Source organism: Rhizobium sp. PRIMUS64 (genome assembly GCF_023006465.1).
GTDB lineage: Bacteria > Pseudomonadota > Alphaproteobacteria > Rhizobiales > Rhizobiaceae > Rhizobium > Rhizobium leguminosarum.
This window is the reverse complement of record NZ_JALBGX010000133.1, coordinates 1-17,747: the sequence shown is the minus strand read 5'-3', so window position 1 is coordinate 17,747 and position 17,747 is coordinate 1. Positions and strand designations below refer to the sequence as shown.

Below are 17,747 nucleotides of genomic sequence, written 5' to 3'. Positions count from 1 at the left end.
CGCAACGTGCAGCCCCCCGGCGGCGGCGCGAGCCGCGGGAGCGTGAAGGCGGCGGGTTTTTCGGATTCCTGCGCCGCGTGATCTACTGGTGCGTCGTGCTTTTCATCTGGGCGGGCATCGGCGTTGCCGGGCTTGTGGTCTATTATGGCTCGCGCATGCCGAGCGCCAGCACATGGGCAATCCCGGAACGGCCGCCGAATGTGAAGATTACCGCCGTCGACGGCAGCGTCATCGCCAATCGCGGCGCGACCGGCGGCGAGGCGCTGTCGCTCGAAAACATGTCGCCCTATATTCCGGAAGCCGTCATCGCCATCGAGGATCGGCGTTTCTATTCGCATTTCGGCGTCGATCCGCTCGGCCTCGGCCGGGCGATCGTGACCAACTTCACGGCCGGCCACATGGTGCAGGGTGGCTCGACGCTGACGCAGCAGCTTGCCAAGAACCTCTTCCTCTCTCCGGACAGGACGCTGGAACGTAAGGTGCAGGAGGTGCTGCTCGCGCTGTGGCTGGAGCAGAAATACACCAAGGACCAGATCCTTGCGATGTATCTCAACCGGGTGTTCTTCGGATCGAACGCCTATGGCGTCGAGGCGGCATCACGCCGCTACTTCAACAAATCGGCGCGTGACGTGAACCTCGGCGAGGCCGCGGTGCTGGCCGGCCTGCTCAAGGCGCCGTCGCGGCTTTCGCCGGCCCGCGATGCCGACGCGGCGAATGCCCGCGCCCAACTCGTGCTCGCAGCAATGCGCGAACAGGGTTTCATCACCGATTCCGAGGTCAAGACGGCGATGTCACAGACCCCGGCCTCGGCCAAGAGCTACTGGTCGGGCGCCGGGCACTATGTCGCCGACATGGTGATGGACGAGCTGCCGGGTCTGATCGGCGACGTCAAGGAAGACGTCATCGTCGATACGACGATCGACAAGTCGCTGGAAAAGAAGGCCGAGCAATCGCTGGTCGACGTGCTCGACAAGGAGGGCGGGAAGCTCGACGCCTCGCAGGCGGCCCTCGTCTCGATCGACGGCACCGGCGCGATCCGGGCGCTCGTCGGCGGCAGGGACTATGCGACGAGCCAGTTCAACCGCGCCGTCAAGGCCAAACGCCAGCCGGGTTCCTCGTTCAAGCCCTTCGTCTATGCCGCAGCACTCGAGAAGGGGCTGACGCCCTATTCGGTGTTCAACGACGCGCCGATCCGGATCGGCGACTGGACGCCCGAAAATTACGAGAAGAAATACAATGGCGAAGTGACGCTGGCGACCGCGCTGGCCAAGTCGCTGAACACGGTGGCCGCCCAGCTGGTGATGTATGACGGGCCGGATCAGGTGATCAAGCTTGCCCACCGGCTCGGCATCGAAAGCGAGCTGCAGCCCAACGCCTCGATCGCGCTCGGCACGTCCGAGGTGTCGCTGATGGAACTTACCGCCTCCTATGCCGCCTTCATGAACGGCGGCTACAAGGCGACGCCGCACGTCATTCGCCGGGTGACGACTGCCGAAGGGAAGGTTCTCTACGAAAATACCTATGACAGCCCACCGCGCGTGCTCTCCGAGCAGATCGTCGCCGAGATGGATGCCATGATGATGGGCGTCATCGACAACGGCACCGGCAAGAGCGCCAAGATCCCAGGCTGGCAGGCGGCGGGAAAGACCGGCACAACGCAGAATTCGCGCGACGCGCTCTTCGTCGGCTTCACCAGCAACCTCACCACGGGGGTCTGGTTCGGCAATGACGACGGCAAGCCGATGAAGAAGGTGACAGGCGGCGGCCTGCCCGCCAAGGCCTGGAAGGAATTCATGATCGCCGCCCACAAGGGTCTTTCGCCGGCACCGCTCTTCGGCAACGGCCAGTTGATCGCCGATCCGAACAATGGTCAGCCGATGGCGCAGGCAGCCCCTGGTGATGGACAAACGGGCGATGGGCAGCTGGGCAGCGGGCAACCGATGACGGCCGAGGCGCCGCCGTCAACGATCGGCGGTATCATTTCCGGCGTCTTCGGCGGCGACGACAATGCAAACCGCTATCCGCAAGCGCCTGTCCGGCAGCAGGCGGCAAGCTCCGGCAATGGCCCGATTCCGCCCGCAGACATTGCCGAAGGCGGCGGCTCGAACTATGAGGGCGTGGTGCCACCCGGGGATGTCGGAGGCGCGCAGACAACCTCTTCCGTCCAGCCGCGGCGCACGACGCTGCTCGATCTGATCATGGGCCAGTGAGATCTTTGCTGCACGTCCAACACAAGCCCGATGCTCTAAAGCGCATCGCGATCTTTCAGAGTCGCTCCTCGCGATTTAGGTCTTTGTTTTACGCATGTCGTCGTCGCAAGACCGCTTCACAGTTTTGCGCGACATGCTCTAAAAATCGGCCGCTTTCCGGACATGGGGCGACCTCTTTCCCGGCTACTGTAAAAATTGAACGCAACACATTCGTTTTGCTGGATTCCGGGGCATTTCTCGCCTTGCAGTCCAGAAAACCGCTCCTTATATACGCCGCATCACCGCAATCACGATTGCGTAATCGCAAGTAGACCCATCCCGTAAGGGGCTGTCAGGGAAATGCCTTCTCGGGGTTCCGACAGCTTGCTTCAAGGAGAGAATGACATGGCAAAAGTAATTGGTATCGACCTTGGAACGACGAATTCCTGCGTCGCAGTCATGGACGGCAAGGACGCGAAGGTTATCGAGAATGCGGAAGGTGCACGCACGACCCCTTCCATGGTGGCATTTTCCGATGATGGCGAACGCCTCGTCGGCCAGCCGGCCAAGCGCCAGGCAGTCACCAACCCGACGAACACGCTCTTTGCGGTCAAGCGCCTGATCGGCCGCCGCTACGAAGATCCGACCGTCGAGAAGGACAAGCACCTCGTTCCCTTCACCATCGTCAAGGGCGACAATGGCGACGCCTGGGTCGAAGCCAATGGCAAGGGCTACTCGCCCGCACAGATTTCCGCAATGATCCTTCAGAAGATGAAGGAAACCGCCGAATCCTATCTCGGCGAAAAGGTCGAGAAGGCCGTCATCACCGTTCCCGCCTATTTCAACGACGCGCAGCGCCAGGCAACCAAGGATGCCGGCCGCATCGCTGGTCTTGAAGTTCTGCGCATCATCAACGAGCCGACCGCTGCAGCCCTCGCCTACGGCCTCGACAAGAAAGAAGGCAAGACAATTGCCGTCTACGACCTTGGCGGCGGCACCTTCGATATTTCGATCCTCGAGATCGGCGACGGCGTCTTCGAAGTGAAGTCCACCAACGGCGATACTTTCCTCGGCGGTGAAGACTTCGACATGCGTCTCGTCGAATATCTCGTTGCCGAGTTCAAGAGGGACAACGGCATCGACCTGAAGAACGACAAGCTTGCCCTGCAGCGCCTCAAGGAAGCTGCGGAAAAGGCAAAGATCGAGCTTTCGTCCTCGCAGCAGACCGAAATCAACCTGCCGTTCATCACGGCCGACGCCTCCGGCCCGAAGCATCTGACGCTGAAGCTGACCCGTGCCAAGCTCGAGAGCCTGGTCGACGATCTCGTCCAGCGCACGATCGCGCCGTGCAAGGCAGCGCTCAAGGATGCCGGTGTCACCGCTGCCGAAATCGACGAAGTGGTTCTCGTCGGTGGCATGAGCCGCATGCCGAAGGTACAGGAAGTCGTCAAGCAGCTGTTCGGCAAGGAGCCGCATAAGGGCGTCAACCCGGATGAAGTGGTGGCGCTTGGTGCTGCCATCCAGGCCGGCGTTCTGCAGGGCGACGTCAAGGACGTCCTGCTCCTCGACGTGACGCCGCTGTCGCTCGGCATCGAGACCCTCGGTGGTGTCTTCACCCGCCTGATCGAACGCAACACGACGATCCCGACGAAGAAGAGCCAGACCTTCTCGACCGCCGAAGACAACCAGCAGGCCGTGACCATCCGCGTTTCGCAGGGCGAGCGTGAAATGGCTGCCGACAACAAGCTGCTCGGCCAGTTCGACCTCGTTGGTCTGCCGCCGTCGCCGCGCGGCATGCCGCAGATCGAAGTCACCTTCGACATCGACGCCAACGGCATCGTGCAGGTTTCGGCTAAGGACAAGGGCACCGGCAAGGAACAGCAGATCCGCATCCAGGCTTCCGGCGGTCTTTCCGACGCCGACATCGAGAAGATGGTGAAGGATGCCGAAGCCCATGCCACCGAAGACAAGAAGCGCCGCGAGGCCGTCGAAGCCCGGAACCAGGCTGAAAGCCTGATCCATTCCTCGGAAAAGTCGCTGAAGGATTACGGTGACAAGGTTTCCGAGGCCGACCGCACCGCGATCTCGGATGCGATCGCCGCGCTGAAGACGGCGTCGGAAGCGTCGGAGCCCGATGCCGATGACATCAAGGCCAAGACCCAGACGCTGATGGAAGTGTCAATGAAGCTCGGCCAGGCGATCTATGAAGCACAGCAGGCTGAAAGCGGCGCTGCTGGCGATGCCTCCGCGGAAGGCGGCGACAATGTCGTCGATGCCGACTACGAGGAAATCAAGGACGACGACCGCAAGAAGTCCGCGTAATCCGCGACGGCGTGGTTATGCTTCAACACCTGATCCGGCTGCTCACCATGGCAGCCGGAAAATCCATTTCCGGGGTTTAATCCTTAATGGCAAAAGCGGACTTTTACGAAACTCTGGGTGTAGCCAAGTCGGCGGACGAGAAAGAGCTGAAAAGCGCCTTCCGCAAACTGGCGATGAAATTTCATCCGGACAAAAACCCGGATGACAAGGACGCCGAACGGAAGTTCAAGGAAATCAACGAAGCCTACGAGATGCTCAAGGACCCGCAGAAGCGGGCGGCCTATGATCGCTATGGCCATGCGGCTTTCGAGCATGGCGGCATGGGCGGTGGTGGAGGCGGATTTGCCGGCGGCGGTTTCTCAGACATCTTCGAGGATATCTTCGGCGAAATGATGGGTGGTGGGCGCGCTCGCCAGCGCTCGTCGGGCGGCCGCGAGCGTGGCGCTGATCTTCGCTACAACATGGAAATAACGCTGGAAGAATCTTTCTCCGGCAAGACGGCGCAGATCCGCGTTCCCACCTCGATCACCTGCGACGTCTGTACGGGTTCGGGCGCCAAGCCCGGCACGCAGCCAAAGAACTGCGGCACCTGCCAGGGAACGGGGCGCGTGCGCGCGGCACAGGGCTTCTTCTCGATCGAGCGGACCTGCCCGACCTGCCATGGCCGCGGCCAGATCATTCCCGATCCCTGCCCGAAGTGCCACGGCCAGGGCCGGGTGACGGAAGAGCGTTCGCTCTCGGTCAATATTCCTGCCGGCATCGAGGACGGCACGCGCATCCGGCTGCAGGGCGAAGGCGAAGCCGGCGCCCGCGGCGGACCTGCGGGCGATCTCTATATCTTCCTGTCCGTCAAACCACATGAATTCTACCAGCGCGACGGAGCCGATCTCTATTGCGCGGTTCCGATCTCGATGACGACGGCCGCGCTCGGCGGAACCTTCGACGTAGCGACGCTTGACGGCACCAAGTCGCGCGTAACCGTGCCTGAGGGCACGCAGGTCGGCAAACAGTTCCGCCTCAAGGGCAAGGGCATGCCGGTGCTGCGTTCGGTGCAGACGGGCGACCTCTACATCCAGATCCAGATCGAGACGCCGCAAAAGCTCACCAAGCGCCAACGCGAACTGCTTCAGGAATTCGAGCAGCTTTCCTCCAAGGAGAACAATCCGGAATCGACGGGCTTCTTTGCCCGCATGAAGGAATTCTTCGAAGGCTGAGCCGCAATCGACACGCCTATTTCGAAAGCCGGGGACGGAAACGTCTCCGGTTTTTTTGTTCCAGGAATCCCGATTTGCGACATTCGCCGCCCGCGCCGGCCAATCTGTCCCGGATCGATACGGCGGCGGACGGGAAGACGACTTGCGTTAACGCAGCCAGATGATGCCGCTTGCAAGTTTTCCAAATGAATTCAGTCTCTGCGGTCAGCGCATAACTCCGAAGATCGGAATCTCCTTTTGGGGTTATGCACCAAATCAAAGCGATAGAGCGTCCTTAGCGCGGCGCTCTAGCGGGGGACAACCAAACCAAGGGTATCGACCATGGCGCCAGCCTTTTCCTCTCAGTCCGAAGACGTCGACGTTCTCGCCGGCGCCATCTACACCTGGTGCGCCGAGCGCAACATCAAGCTTCGCAGCCAGCAGGGCCTTTCAATCGCCAACATCGCGATCGACCTCTATCATGCCGGCCACCAGACGCAGGACGATCTGCTGATGGCGCTGCACGAATGCGAGATTCACTGAAGCGCGCGGCATCGAACCTGAACCGGGCGACCTGCTTCCCGGTCTTCGCCTTGAGGCACGCCGTCCTTCCAAAACCGCTGTACACCCGCATCGGTCCGAGATCATCCAGACCTTGAACAGGTCGTGCTTTCGGTGGGAATCCATTGCCCGCTGCATAGCTTATCGGAACCGATGCAGGATTAAAATCATGCAGCAATTCAAAGTGCTAGAGCGTCCTTGCGGCTCTCGAAAAGATGCCCGGCGCTGTCGTTGAATCAGGCGGCGGTTTCGGCCACTTCGCCAGTCATGAGGGTGACGATGGTCTTAACCGCTTCCTTGCCTGCCGGTGAGTTCAGCTTGTCGTAGCTCAGCGCAAGCGCATAGGCGTCGGGGCTGAGTTCGACACGGCTGCCGAATGGTGACATGCCGGCGCCCTCGAAAAGAGCAGAGATCTCAACGTCGAGAAAAACCGCGATCTGATGCAGCTTGCTGGCGGAAACGCGGTTCGTTCCCTTTTCGTATTTCTGGATCTGCTGGAAAGTCAGTCCGAGTGCTTCGCCAAGCTCAAGTTGGGAAACACGGCGAAGGGCGCGAAACTGTCTGACGTTGCGACCGACGATAATATCAACCGGATCTGGCACTTCATCACTCTCTTATACATAAACGTTCCGTTTACCATATCGTCTGCACCAGATAACTCAACCCTGCAGTTGCAAAATTCAACCGACTTTTTTTGGGCTTTACGTTACGTCAATAGCCTTAAACGATGGCAGCAAACCCTGAATATCCGGAGCTGGGAGGCATTGACAATAACTGTCGACAGTATCAGCTTGGCGATGTCAGACCATCTCCGGTGGTTGTATTTTTAGCAGAATTTCGAAAGTGTCATGGCTGCCGTTACACCGGGAAGATGTCGGACACCAGGACTTCGGTCACGGGATCTCTGGAATATATGTCCTGGGTGGCGCCAGCCGCCGCGTCCCTGACTTGCGGCAGCACCGACGGTACGATCCCACGGCCAAAAAGCTGCCAGCCTTGCCATCAGCGCCGCTTCGGCTTAGCTGTCACGCTTTACGATTCCGGACATTCGATGCCGCACAAGGTTTCTCTTTCCCGTCTGAAGCTGACAGACTTCCGCAACTATGCGGCGGCGGCCCTTACCCTTGACGGTCGGCATGCCGTACTGACGGGAGATAACGGCGCCGGCAAGACCAATCTCATGGAGGCCGTCTCCCTGCTTTCGCCTGGCCGCGGCCTGCGCCGCGCGGCTTATGGCGATATTACCCGCGTCGGCGCGGCCGGTGGCTTTTCGATCTTCGCCGCGCTCGACGGCATGGAGGGCGACGTCGAGATCGGCACCGGCATCGAAACGAGCGAGGAGACCATCGCCCGCAGGCTGCGCATCAATGGCACGACGGCAAAGACTGCGGACGAACTGACCGACCATCTGCGCCTTCTCTGGCTGACACCGGCGATGGACGGGCTCTTTACCGGCGCCTCCTCCGACCGGCGCCGCTTTCTCGACCGGCTGGTTCTGTCACTCGATCCCGCTCATGGCCGCCGCGCCAGCGATTTCGAGCGCGCCATGCGCAGCCGCAACAAATTGCTGGACGAAGGCCGCTTCGATCCGTCCTGGCTTGCCGGCATCGAGGAGCAGATGGCAAGCCTCGGTATCGCCATGGCGCTCGCCCGGCAGGAGATGCTCGGCCTCCTGACCCGGCTGATCGAGGAAACACGGGAGAGCTCGCCCTTCCCTTCGGCATCGCTGCAGCTCTCGGGCTTCATGGACGGTCAGTTCTCGCGCCCCTCGGTCGACCTCGAGGATGACTACGCGGCGATGCTGGCAGAGAGCCGCTACCGCGATGCCGGCGCAGGACGCACGCTCGAGGGGCCGCACCGGGCCGATCTCATCGTGCATCACCGCGAAAAGGCGATGGAGGCGGAGCGTTGCTCCACCGGCGAGCAGAAAGCGCTGCTTGTCGGCCTGGTGCTTGCGCATGCGCGGCTCGTCGGCAATCTCACCGGCCATGCGCCGATCCTGCTGCTTGACGAGATCGCGGCGCATCTCGACGAGAACAGACGCGCCGCGCTGTTTGACCTTATCGACGGGCTCGGCGGTCAGGCCTTCATGACCGGAACGGATCGCGCGATGTTTTCAGCACTCGGCGACAGGGCGCAGTTTTTCACGGTTTCCGACGGAAGAGTGTTCGAATGACGGAGGCGGCTTTTCCCGGCGTCGGGCGTCATGATAACATCGGCGCCATGGAACCGCTCAGCCCGGAAGAAATAGCGCGGTATCACCGCCACATCCTGCTCCCCGAGATCGGCGGCGCCGGCCAGCAGAAACTGAAAGCCGCCCGCGTTCTGGTGATCGGCGCCGGCGGCCTCGGTGCACCGGTCCTGCAATATCTGGCCGCAGCCGGCGTCGGCACGCTCGGTATCGTCGACGACGACCGGGTGTCGCTGTCGAACCTGCAGCGCCAGGTGATCCATGATTCCGGCACGATCGGCGAGCTGAAGACGGAGAGCGCCGCCTTCGCCATCGCCAGGCTCAATCCGCATGTCCGACTGATCCGCTTCGAGGAACGCTTTTCCCCGGAGGCCGCCCGCCGTCAGCTCTCCGGCTTCGATCTGCTGATCGATGGCTCCGACAATTTCGACACGCGTTATGCCGCCGCCGATGCGGCGGAAGAAGCGCGCATCCCGCTCGTCAGCGGCGCCGTCGGGCGTTTCGATGGTTCGCTGACGGTTCTCAAGCCCTATGAGACGGCTGAGGACGGAACGTCCAACCCTAGATATCGCGACCTGTTTCCGGAAGCGCCGCCGGCGGGGCTGATTCCCGCCTGCGCCGAGGCCGGCATCATCGGCGCACTCACAGGCGTCATCGGCACGATGATGGCGATGGAGGCGATCAAGCTCGTCACCGTCACCGGCGAACCGCTGGTCGGACGGTTGCTGCTCTACGACGCCCTCTCGGCCCGCTTCGACACGGTTCGCTACAAACGACGCCGTACAACACAAAGACCAGCCGGATGACGATTATTCGTCTTGATCATAGCTTCACGCGCTGGGACGAACTGCTGACGCTCGTCCTTTCCGCCTTCGCCTCGATGAACGGCAGGATCGACCCGCCATCTTCGGCGCTCAAGCTGACGACGGAGTCACTGGCCGAAAAGGCCAGGGCCGAGATCGGCCATGTCGCCATCGACGGCGAAAAGCTGATCGGCTGCCTCTTCCTGCGGCCGGAGGCCGATTGTCTCTATGTCGGCAAGCTCGCCGTCCTGCCTGAGATGCAGGGCAAGGGCCTCGGCAAGCGGCTGCTGGCGATTGCCGAGGAAACGGCTGCGGCGCTCGGTCTTCCCGCTTTGAGGCTGGAAACGCGGATCGAACTCACCGACAATCACGCCGTCTTTGCCGCCTGTGGATTTTCCAGAACCGCCGAAAAGGCGCATCCCGGCTTTGCCAGGACGACATTCGTCGAGATGCGCAAGGTCCTTGCGCCTCCAATCTGCGTCGTCTGATTTACAGCGTTTTTCAACGACCCGGCAGCACGCGGTTCGGCGGCCTGTGACCGTCGATGAAGGTGCGGATGTTGATGATGACCTTGTCGCCCATGTCGATGCGGCCTTCGATCGTCGCCGAGCTCATATGCGGCAGCAGCACGACCTTGCCCTCATTGGCGAGCTTGACCAACTTCAGATTGACGGCAGGCTCGTTCTCGAAGACGTCGAGGCCGGCGCCGGCGATCCGGCCCTCCCTCAGGCATTTGATCAGCGCAGCTTCGTCGACCACGTCGCCGCGCGCGGTGTTGACGACATAGGCCGTCGGCTGCAGCAGCGCCAGACGGCGGGCCGAGATCAGGTGGAAGGTCGCCGGCGTCGACGGACAATTGATCGAAACGATGTCGACGCGGGCGAGCATCTGGTCGAGGCTTTCCCAATAGGTCGCCTCCAGCTCGTCCTCAACGGCCGGATTGACGCGCTTGCGGTTGTGATAGTGGATCGACAGGCCGAAAGCCTTGGCGCGGCGGGCCACCGCCGTGCCGATGCGGCCCATACCGACGATGCCGATTCGCTTGCCGTGAATGCGCCGACCGAGCATCCAGGTGGGAGACCAGCCTGCCCATTCACCCGGCTTGTCGGTCAGCACGCGCGCACCTTCGCCGAGCCTTCTCGGAACCGCGAGAATCAGCGCCATGGTCATATCGGCGGTGTCTTCGGTCAGGACGTTCGGCGTGTTGGTGACGGTGATGCCCTTGCGCGCCGCCGCCTCGACGTCGATGTGATCGGTGCCATTGGAGAAGCTTGCAATCAGCTTCATCTGCGGTCCCGCCTGCTCGATCAGCGCCGCGTCGATGCGATCGGTGACGGTCGGCACCAGCACGTCGGCGGTCTTGACCGCGGCGATAAGCTCGGGAACGGAACGCGGCGCGTCGTCGATGTTCAGCTCGGCGTCGAAGAGTTCGCGCATGCGGGTTTCGACGGCATCCGGCAGCTTGCGGGTGATGTAGACCTTCGGTTTTTTCTTCGCTGTCATGGCTGCCTGTGGTGCCTTGTTCAGAGGTCTTTAACCAAGAGGGGTGATAATTTTCCCATTCCGGGCATTTTCTACCAGACCCGCACGCGAAGACAAACAAAACTCGCGGTGCAGCCGGGGAATGTCAAAGCCCGGACCGCGAGCAGGCCGGGCCTGCCCGCGAATTCGAGCAAACGGAAACTTCCATGCGCAGCAAAGTCCTGAAGTCCTGCCTCGCCCTTGCCATCGCACTGGCCGCATCCATGGGAAGTGTCGAATTCGCCCATGCGCAGGCGGCCAAGGGGCCAAGCGGACTGCCGTTGCCGCGCTTCGTCACGCTGAAATCCAAGCGCGTCAACCTGCGCATCGGTCCGGGAACGGATTACGCCGTTTCGTGGATGTACCTGAAATCCGGCCTGCCGGTGGAGATCATCCAGGAATACGACAACTGGCGCCGCATCCGCGATGCCGACGGCACCGAAGGCTGGGTCAACCAGTCGCTGCTGTCCGGCCAACGCGCGGCGATTGCCGCCCCGTGGATGAAGACCAAGGGCAAAGGCGTCTATGTCAATCTGCGCCGCGAAGCGCAGCCCTCCGCCTCGATCGTTGCCAAGCTAGAACCCGGCGTGATGATCACCATTGGCGAATGCAACGGCGACTGGTGCCGCGCCGAAACCGACGGCGCCTCGGGCTGGGTGGCGCAGTCGGAGATCTGGGGCGCCTATCCTGGCGAAGCCTTCAAATAAGCCCCGCCCGTTTGGCTGCCTCGGAAAGCGAGGTCATCGGGCGCGGGCCGATCTGCTGGATGACGATGCCGGCAGCCAGGCAACCGAGCTTGCCGCAATCTTCCAAAGAACGTCCCTGGGTGTAGCCATAGAGGAAGCCAGAGGCGAACAAATCGCCGGCACCCGTCGTATCCACAACTTCCTTGATCCGGATCGCATCGACGTAAAAACGCTCACGGCCCTTCAGGATGACGGCACCATTCTCGCTCATCGTCACAGCGGCGATTTTGCAATCGGCGGCGATCCTGTTCAGCGCCTCCTCGAAATCGTCGGTCTCGTAGAGCGACAGCGCTTCCTGGCGATTGGCGAAGACGATATCGACCTTGCCGGAGCGCATCAGATCGAGGAATTCGCCGCGATAGCGGTCGACGCAGAAACTGTCGGACAGCGTCATCGACACTTCGCGGCCGTTTTCATGGGCGATGCGGGCACAATCGAGGATGGCTTCCTTGGCGCGCGGCGGATCCCAGAGATAACCTTCGAAATAGGTGACCTTGGCGTTGGCCACGACGTCGGTCTCGACGTCTTCCGGGCCGAGCTCGACGCAAGCGCCCAGATAGGTGTTCATCGAGCGCTCGCCATCCTCGGTGACGAAGATCATCGAACGTGCCGTCGGCGGGAAGGTGCCCTTGGGCCGGGTCTGGTAGTGGACGCCCTGGGCGCGGATGTCGTGCGCGAAGATATCACCGAGCTGATCTTCGGCGACATTGCCGAAATAGGCAGCTTTGCCGCCGAGGTTAGCCACGCCAGCCGCCGTGTTACCGGCGCTGCCGCCGGAGGCTTCGAGCGCCGGTCCCATGCGCGAGTACAAGAGTTCAGCGCGTTCGGCATCGATGAGGTTCATCGCCGCCTTGGTGATCTGGTTGTCAATGAGGAACTGGTCGTCGCAACGGGCAATGATATCCACGATTGCGTTGCCGACTGTCAGAACATCGAATCTTGTCATGAAATGGGGGGTCCCGGATTTTGTGATAGCCAGGGTTTGGTCTTAGCGAAATTTCCGCGGTTTGGAAGGATAAATGGTGGATGGCGCATCTATTTCTTCGCAAAAGTGCCGCCTATTCGTCATGTCCCTGTCATCTTCCAAATCTAGAAATACTCGCAAGAAGACCGGCATGAGCAGCTTTCAGTTGCAGCCGGGCGCACGAGGGATGATCCCTTCGATCTTACCGGCGCGACGCTGACCACGGATGAACTGGCAGCTTCGTGATCCGGGTTTCCGGCAAGACCGGAGCGGAAAAGCGGGCTATGCCCGCTTTTTTTGTTTTGCCGATGCGCCTGATTGGACGGCGATTGCCTTTTCAATCCAAGCGGTTTGCTGCTACTGCATAATTCCTTAAATCGGAATCGATTTAAGGATAAAATTATGCAGCAATTCAAAGTGCTACAGCGTCCTTTGCGGCTCTCGAAAAGACGCGCAGCGCTGTAGACGTCGAATACTCCCCCGCGCAGAGCAACCTCCCCCATGTCAGCCATCATTCTCGACGTCCTTCCCATCTTCATCCTGATTCTCATCGGCTGGGTGATCGTCCGCAGCGGATTGATGGCGTCGAATGTCGGCGAAGCGCTCAGCGAATTCGTCTTCAAGATCGCCGTGCCGCTTCTGCTCTTCCGCACCATCGCCGAGGCGGATTTTCATGGCGCCTCGCCCTTCCGACTCTGGATCGTCTATTTTTCCGGCGTTGCCATCACCTGGACGGCCGGCCATATCGCGGCCACACGCCTCTTCGGCCGCGACGAACGGATCGGCGTGCTGGCCGGCGTTTCCTCGGCCTTCGCCAACAATATTTTCATCGGCCTGCCGCTGGTCGAGCGAACCGTCGGCGACGAAGGGCTGGTGGCGCTGTCGATCCTGCTTGCCGTGCATCTGCCGGTGATGATGGTCGCCGGCACGGTCCTGATGGAGCATGCCGAGCGCAAGATCGCCGGCAAAAGCGATCGCAGCATGGTGCTCGTGCTTCGCCAGATCGCGGTCAATCTCGTGCGCAACCCGCTGGTGATCGGGCTTGCGGCCGGCATGGCAATGCACCTTTCCGGTCTCACCATGCCGACGACGGTGGCAACGGTCGTCGGGCAGATCGCCGGCATTGCCGGTCCGGCGGCGCTGATATCGCTTGGCATGGCGCTGGAGAGATACGGCGTCTCCGGCAATCTCGGCATCGCCAGCGTCACCTCGACCTTGAAGCTGCTGCTGCTGCCCGGCTGCGTGTGGGCGGCGAGCCATCTCCTCGGTCTCAGTCCCGAATGGACGGCAGCAATCGTGCTGACTTCCTCCGTCCCGACAGGCGTCAACGCCTGGCTGATTGCCAATCGCTTCGGCGTCGGTCACAGCCTCGCCGCCTCGACGATCACGGTGACGACGGCGCTCGGCGCCATCACGGTCTCGCTCTGGGCCTATTTCCTCGGCGCCTAAAGCGCGTCGTAATGTCGTTAGCGCAAAACCGCTGCACAGTTTTGCGCGACATGCTTTAAGCGGCTCTCTGCACAACGAAAAGCCCGGCTTGCGGGCCGGGCTTCGATGTCATGCGATTGTCTGCCACGTCACTGCGTTGCGGCGTTCGGATCCGGCAGCGGCACCGGCGAATCGGCGAGCGTGTGCAGGTAAAGAATGACGTTGGCGCGGTCCTGATCCTTCGCCAGACCGGCGAAGCCCATGGCGGTGCCCGGAACGTCCTTCTTCGGCGCCAGCAGGAACTTGTTGAGAAATTCGAAAGTCCACTTCTCGCTGCTGCCCTTGGAGAAATCCTTCATGGCAGCGGAATAGGCGAAGCCTTCATGCGAGGCGATCGGGCGATCTACGACACCAAAGAGGTTGGGACCGACCTTGTTCGGTCCCCCTTTGGTGCCGTCATGACAGGCCTGACACTTCTTGAAGACCGTTTCACCGGCCTTGGCATCTGCAGAAGCGAGCAATTGCGCGATCGGAACAGCAACGGCAGGCGCAGCCTCACCACCAGCGGCGGGCGCCTCTTCGGCAACGATCGCGAAACCTTCCTTTTCCGGTGCTTCGGAATGGAAGATCCCTTCGGACGCGATGGAGACCGACATCAGAACGAAAATCGTTCCGAGCAGCGCCCCCACGGCCGTATTGACGTATGAATTCATCTGCAATGCTCCCCTTGCAGCCGGCAGACCATAAACCGGACCATCTTGAAATCGCGCGGAACCTATGTCTTTTGGTTGATCGTTGCAACTGTCTAAATGGTCTTGTGCGTGAGACTTTTTGACACTTTTCAGCCCGGAATAGAAGGCCCGAACAATGAGTGATTCAAATTTAGACGGCGTGCTCGTATTGATCCCGGCGCGCATGGCCTCCACCCGGCTTCCGGGCAAGCCGCTCGCCGATATTTGCGGCCTGCCGATGATCGTCCAGGTGGCGCTACGCGCCAGGGAGGCAGCCATCGGCCGCGTTGTCGTCGCCGTCGACGATGATCGAGTGTTCGATGCCGTCGCCGCCGCCGGCTTCGAAGTCGTCATGACCCGCGTAGACCACCAATCGGGTTCTGATCGAATCTTTGAGGCGCTGAAGAAAGTCGATCCGGACGGAAAGGCGAAAATCATCGTCAACGTCCAGGGCGATCTGCCGACGATCGATCCCGAAACGGTGCGCGCGGCTTTGCGCCCTCTCGAGAACGAGGCGGTCGATATCGGAACGCTGACAACCGAAATCGACAATGAGGAGGACAAGACCGCGCCGCACATCGTCAAGATCGTCGGCTCGCCGATTTCCGACGCCCGGCTGCACGCGCTCTACTTCACGCGGGCAACGGCCCCTTACGGCCAAGGGCCGCTCTACCACCATATCGGCCTCTATGCTTATCGGCGGGCGGCGCTCGAACGGTTCGTCTCGCTCGGTCCTTCGACGCTCGAAAAGCGCGAATCGCTGGAGCAGCTACGGGCGCTGGAAGCCGGCATGCGCATCGACGCCGAGATCGTTGACACGGTTCCGCTCGGTGTCGATACTCCCGCCGACCTCGAAAAAGCGCGGCGCATCCTCTCCGCAAAGTCGAACTGACGGAACCATCATGAACATCAAGACCAACAGGATCGCCTTCCAGGGCGAATTCGGCGCCAATTCCGATATGGCCAGCCGCGACATGTTTCCGACCATGGAGCCGCTGCCCTGTCAGACCTTCGAGGATGCGTTCACGGCAGTCGACAACGGCGACGCCGATATCGCGATGATCCCGATCGAGAACACGATTGCCGGGCGCGTCGCCGATATCCACCATCTGCTGCCGGAGTCGCGGCTGCACATTATCGGCGAATATTTCATGCCGATCCGCTTCCAGCTGATGGTGCTGCCCGGTGTCACCAAGGACGAGATCCGCACGGTGCACAGCCATATCCACGCGCTCGGCCAGTGCCGGAAGATCGTTCGCGCCAACGGCTGGAAGCCGGTGATCGCCGGCGATACGGCAGGGGCGGCAAAGCTCGTCAAGGAAACCGGCGACCGCTCGATGGCCGCCTTGGCACCACGCCTTGCCGCCGATCTCTACGGGCTCGAGATCATTGCCGAAAATGTCGAGGATACCGAAAACAATGTGACCCGTTTCGTCGTCCTGTCCCGCGACGAGGAATGGGCGCAGCGGAATTCGGCGGAAGAAAAGGTCGTCACCACCTTCGTCTTCAACGTCCGCAACATTCCGGCCGCGCTCTACAAGGCGCTCGGCGGTTTTGCCACCAACAACATCAACATGACGAAGCTGGAAAGCTACCAGCTCGGCGGAAAATTCGTGGCGACGCAGTTTTATGCCGATATCGAAGGCCATCCGAACGATCCGAACGTGCGCCGGGCATTGGAGGAACTGCGGTTCTTTTCCGAGAAAGTCCGCATCCTCGGCGTCTACAAGGGGCATGCGATGCGAGGCCTGCTGTAAGGGAAGCCCCGCAAGTCGCCTGAATTATTTATCCGGCTCACAGACACGCAGCCGATGCCCATCCGGATCGAGCACGACGAAGGTCGGACCAAAATCCAGTTCGGTCAGTTCCTGGGCGATCGGCAGACCGCGCTGGCGCCAGTCCTCATAATGTCTGGCGACAGCATTGTCTCCCTCGACCATGAAGGCCACTTCGCCTCGATTGCCGATGGCGGAGGGCTGCGGTTCGACCTTGCTGCGCCGCCAGAGACCGAGCGTGAAGCCACCCTCAAGCGGAAAAGCGACGAAATTCGGCGCCTCCACGGCCGGTTCGCGATTGAGCAGGTTCCAGTAGAAACTGGCGCTTTCACCAGGGTCCTTGACGTAAAGAATGATGAGATTAGGGCTGGTCATTTCGGTTCTCCTGTTATTTAAAAATGGCGCCGCGAGAGATCTCGTCTGCTGACAGATTATGGCAGCAGACTACCGAGGGCGTTGCGATCGCAACGCCCCGTTCTCGTCGGGCAGAATGTCGATAAGGATGGGCGGCCTAAAGCGGTCGCGCATGTCGTTGTCGCAAAACCGCTGCACACCTTTGCGCGATATGCTTTAGAGCGAAAAACGGTCCTCGCAGCGCGGGTCGCGTCCGTCGATGAAGCCGAGGTCGCGCTTCAAGTAATCCGGTGTCGCTTCAAGGTCGAGGCCGGTGCGGTCTCCTCTGCGAAATCGGAAAATGTTCATGACCAGGTCCAGCAGGCCGGACGGCGCTGAGTGGCGAACATCGGCAAAAGTCTCGGCCGAAATGACATCGGCAAAGGCCTCGGCCGCAAAACGGTCGTTGGTGAAACGAATGGCTGGAGGCGTTACCATGATCAGTACTCCTTCCTGGTGGATTGGCACTGATGATAACTCCATCTGCTGACAGTTTATGGCAGCAGCGTTCAGTTCTCCATCGGCACATCCTGCGTCTCGCGCCATTCCTTGAGGAGCACCGTGCGGCGGCGCGGATAACGCCCCTCATGCAACGCCATATCGATGATGCGGTCAGTGCGGAAATGGCGAAAATCCTGGCGTAGCTCGCACCAGGCCATGAGGACGCGCACATGCTCGAAATAGCCGAGCGCGAAGGGCCAGACGCGGCGACGCGAAATACGGCCCTGCTCGTCGCCATAATGCAGTTCGAGGATACGCTCCAGGCGGATCGCCCTGCGGATGGCCGAGACATCGGCCTTGTCCTCGTCCCTGCGTTTAGGGCCGACGAAAAGCGCTGCCGAATCGATCATCTCTCGCATATCGGCCGGCAGCACGGCGGCAATCTTGGCCAACGCGTCGGCGCCAGCGCCGGCAAGGCGCGGCTCGGCG

18 protein-coding genes are annotated in these 17,747 nt (G+C 61.2%); 11 read left to right on the top strand and 7 right to left on the bottom strand.

Annotation, left to right across the window (positions count from 1 at the left end):
• The 4 genes from MOV76_RS32360 to MOV76_RS32345 form a co-directional block, all read left to right on the top strand.
• Positions 1-2,210 (top strand): transglycosylase domain-containing protein (locus MOV76_RS32360; RefSeq protein ID WP_247266047.1); only part of this gene is annotated, 2,210 nt, incomplete at its 5' end.
• 384 nt (positions 2,211-2,594) lie between these two features.
• Positions 2,595-4,511 (top strand): molecular chaperone DnaK, encoded by a 1,917-nt coding sequence (dnaK, locus tag MOV76_RS32355; RefSeq protein ID WP_018244286.1) that lies wholly within the window; start codon positions 2,595-2,597, stop codon positions 4,509-4,511.
• 86 nt (positions 4,512-4,597) lie between these two features.
• Entirely contained in the window at positions 4,598-5,725 is a 1,128-nt protein-coding gene (gene dnaJ / locus MOV76_RS32350) for a molecular chaperone DnaJ (RefSeq protein WP_018244285.1), read from the top strand.
• Positions 5,726-6,046: 321 nt separating this feature from the next.
• Positions 6,047-6,247 carry a hypothetical protein gene (locus MOV76_RS32345; protein ID WP_018244284.1) on the top strand — a complete coding sequence of 67 codons (201 nt, stop codon included), beginning with the start codon at positions 6,047-6,049 and terminating at the stop codon, positions 6,245-6,247.
• 254 nt (positions 6,248-6,501) lie between these two features.
• Here MOV76_RS32345 and MOV76_RS32340 read toward each other — a convergent pair whose 3' ends face one another.
• Complete coding sequence (locus MOV76_RS32340) at positions 6,502-6,867, bottom strand: helix-turn-helix domain-containing protein (protein WP_018244283.1); 366 nt, start codon at positions 6,865-6,867, stop codon at positions 6,502-6,504.
• Positions 6,868-7,316: 449 nt separating this feature from the next.
• Here MOV76_RS32340 and recF point away from each other — a divergent pair, with 449 nt between their 5' ends.
• The 3 genes from recF to MOV76_RS32325 are packed head-to-tail and all read left to right on the top strand — an operon-like array spanning position 7,317 to position 9,747.
• Positions 7,317-8,441 (top strand): DNA replication/repair protein RecF, encoded by a 1,125-nt coding sequence (recF, locus tag MOV76_RS32335; protein ID WP_018448011.1) that lies wholly within the window; start codon positions 7,317-7,319, stop codon positions 8,439-8,441.
• Complete coding sequence (locus MOV76_RS32330) at positions 8,438-9,262, top strand: molybdopterin-synthase adenylyltransferase MoeB (protein ID WP_168331266.1); 825 nt, start codon at positions 8,438-8,440, stop codon at positions 9,260-9,262. The genes recF and MOV76_RS32330 overlap by 4 nt, the downstream gene beginning before the upstream one ends.
• Positions 9,259-9,747 (top strand): GNAT family N-acetyltransferase, encoded by a 489-nt coding sequence (locus tag MOV76_RS32325; protein WP_130718518.1) that lies wholly within the window; start codon positions 9,259-9,261, stop codon positions 9,745-9,747. Before MOV76_RS32330 ends, MOV76_RS32325 begins: the two co-directional genes overlap by 4 nt.
• Before the next feature lie 13 nt (positions 9,748-9,760).
• On the opposite strand, the gene MOV76_RS32320 is transcribed toward MOV76_RS32325, so the two are convergent.
• Positions 9,761-10,762 carry a D-glycerate dehydrogenase gene (locus MOV76_RS32320; RefSeq protein WP_130718516.1) on the bottom strand — a complete coding sequence of 334 codons (1,002 nt, stop codon included), beginning with the start codon at positions 10,760-10,762 and terminating at the stop codon, positions 9,761-9,763.
• A gap of 185 nt (positions 10,763-10,947) precedes the next feature.
• Here MOV76_RS32320 and MOV76_RS32315 point away from each other — a divergent pair, with 185 nt between their 5' ends.
• Positions 10,948-11,487, top strand: coding sequence for an SH3 domain-containing protein (locus tag MOV76_RS32315; RefSeq protein WP_028731851.1), 540 nt, complete (start codon positions 10,948-10,950; stop codon positions 11,485-11,487).
• Here MOV76_RS32315 and MOV76_RS32310 read toward each other — a convergent pair.
• Positions 11,480-12,472 carry an adenosine kinase gene (locus MOV76_RS32310; protein ID WP_018244277.1) on the bottom strand — a complete coding sequence of 331 codons (993 nt, stop codon included), beginning with the start codon at positions 12,470-12,472 and terminating at the stop codon, positions 11,480-11,482. The two genes, MOV76_RS32315 and MOV76_RS32310, sit on opposite strands and share 8 nt — an antisense overlap.
• Positions 12,473-12,991: 519 nt before the next feature.
• Here MOV76_RS32310 and MOV76_RS32305 point away from each other — a divergent pair.
• Positions 12,992-13,939 carry an AEC family transporter gene (locus tag MOV76_RS32305; protein ID WP_003555804.1) on the top strand — a complete coding sequence of 316 codons (948 nt, stop codon included), beginning with the start codon at positions 12,992-12,994 and terminating at the stop codon, positions 13,937-13,939.
• 128 nt (positions 13,940-14,067) lie between these two features.
• Here the strand turns inward: MOV76_RS32305 and MOV76_RS32300 are convergent, their stop codons facing one another.
• Positions 14,068-14,631 (bottom strand): cytochrome c family protein, encoded by a 564-nt coding sequence (locus MOV76_RS32300; protein ID WP_018244276.1) that lies wholly within the window; start codon positions 14,629-14,631, stop codon positions 14,068-14,070.
• Between the two features lie 154 nt (positions 14,632-14,785).
• Here MOV76_RS32300 and MOV76_RS32295 point away from each other — a divergent pair, with 154 nt between their 5' ends.
• Complete coding sequence (locus MOV76_RS32295; protein ID WP_028731852.1) at positions 14,786-15,541, top strand: 3-deoxy-manno-octulosonate cytidylyltransferase; 756 nt, start codon at positions 14,786-14,788, stop codon at positions 15,539-15,541.
• 10 nt (positions 15,542-15,551) lie between these two features.
• Positions 15,552-16,406 carry a prephenate dehydratase gene (locus tag MOV76_RS32290; protein ID WP_018070385.1) on the top strand — a complete coding sequence of 285 codons (855 nt, stop codon included), beginning with the start codon at positions 15,552-15,554 and terminating at the stop codon, positions 16,404-16,406.
• A gap of 24 nt (positions 16,407-16,430) precedes the next feature.
• Here MOV76_RS32290 and MOV76_RS32285 read toward each other — a convergent pair whose 3' ends face one another.
• The 3 genes from MOV76_RS32285 to MOV76_RS32275 form a co-directional block, all read right to left on the bottom strand.
• Positions 16,431-16,799 carry a VOC family protein gene (locus MOV76_RS32285; protein WP_247266046.1) on the bottom strand — a complete coding sequence of 123 codons (369 nt, stop codon included), beginning with the start codon at positions 16,797-16,799 and terminating at the stop codon, positions 16,431-16,433.
• Between the two features lie 195 nt (positions 16,800-16,994).
• Positions 16,995-17,255 carry a hypothetical protein gene (locus MOV76_RS32280; protein WP_247266045.1) on the bottom strand — a complete coding sequence of 87 codons (261 nt, stop codon included), beginning with the start codon at positions 17,253-17,255 and terminating at the stop codon, positions 16,995-16,997.
• 71 nt (positions 17,256-17,326) lie between these two features.
• Positions 17,327-17,747 (bottom strand): YafY family protein (locus tag MOV76_RS32275; protein WP_247266044.1); only part of this gene is annotated, 421 nt, incomplete at its 5' end.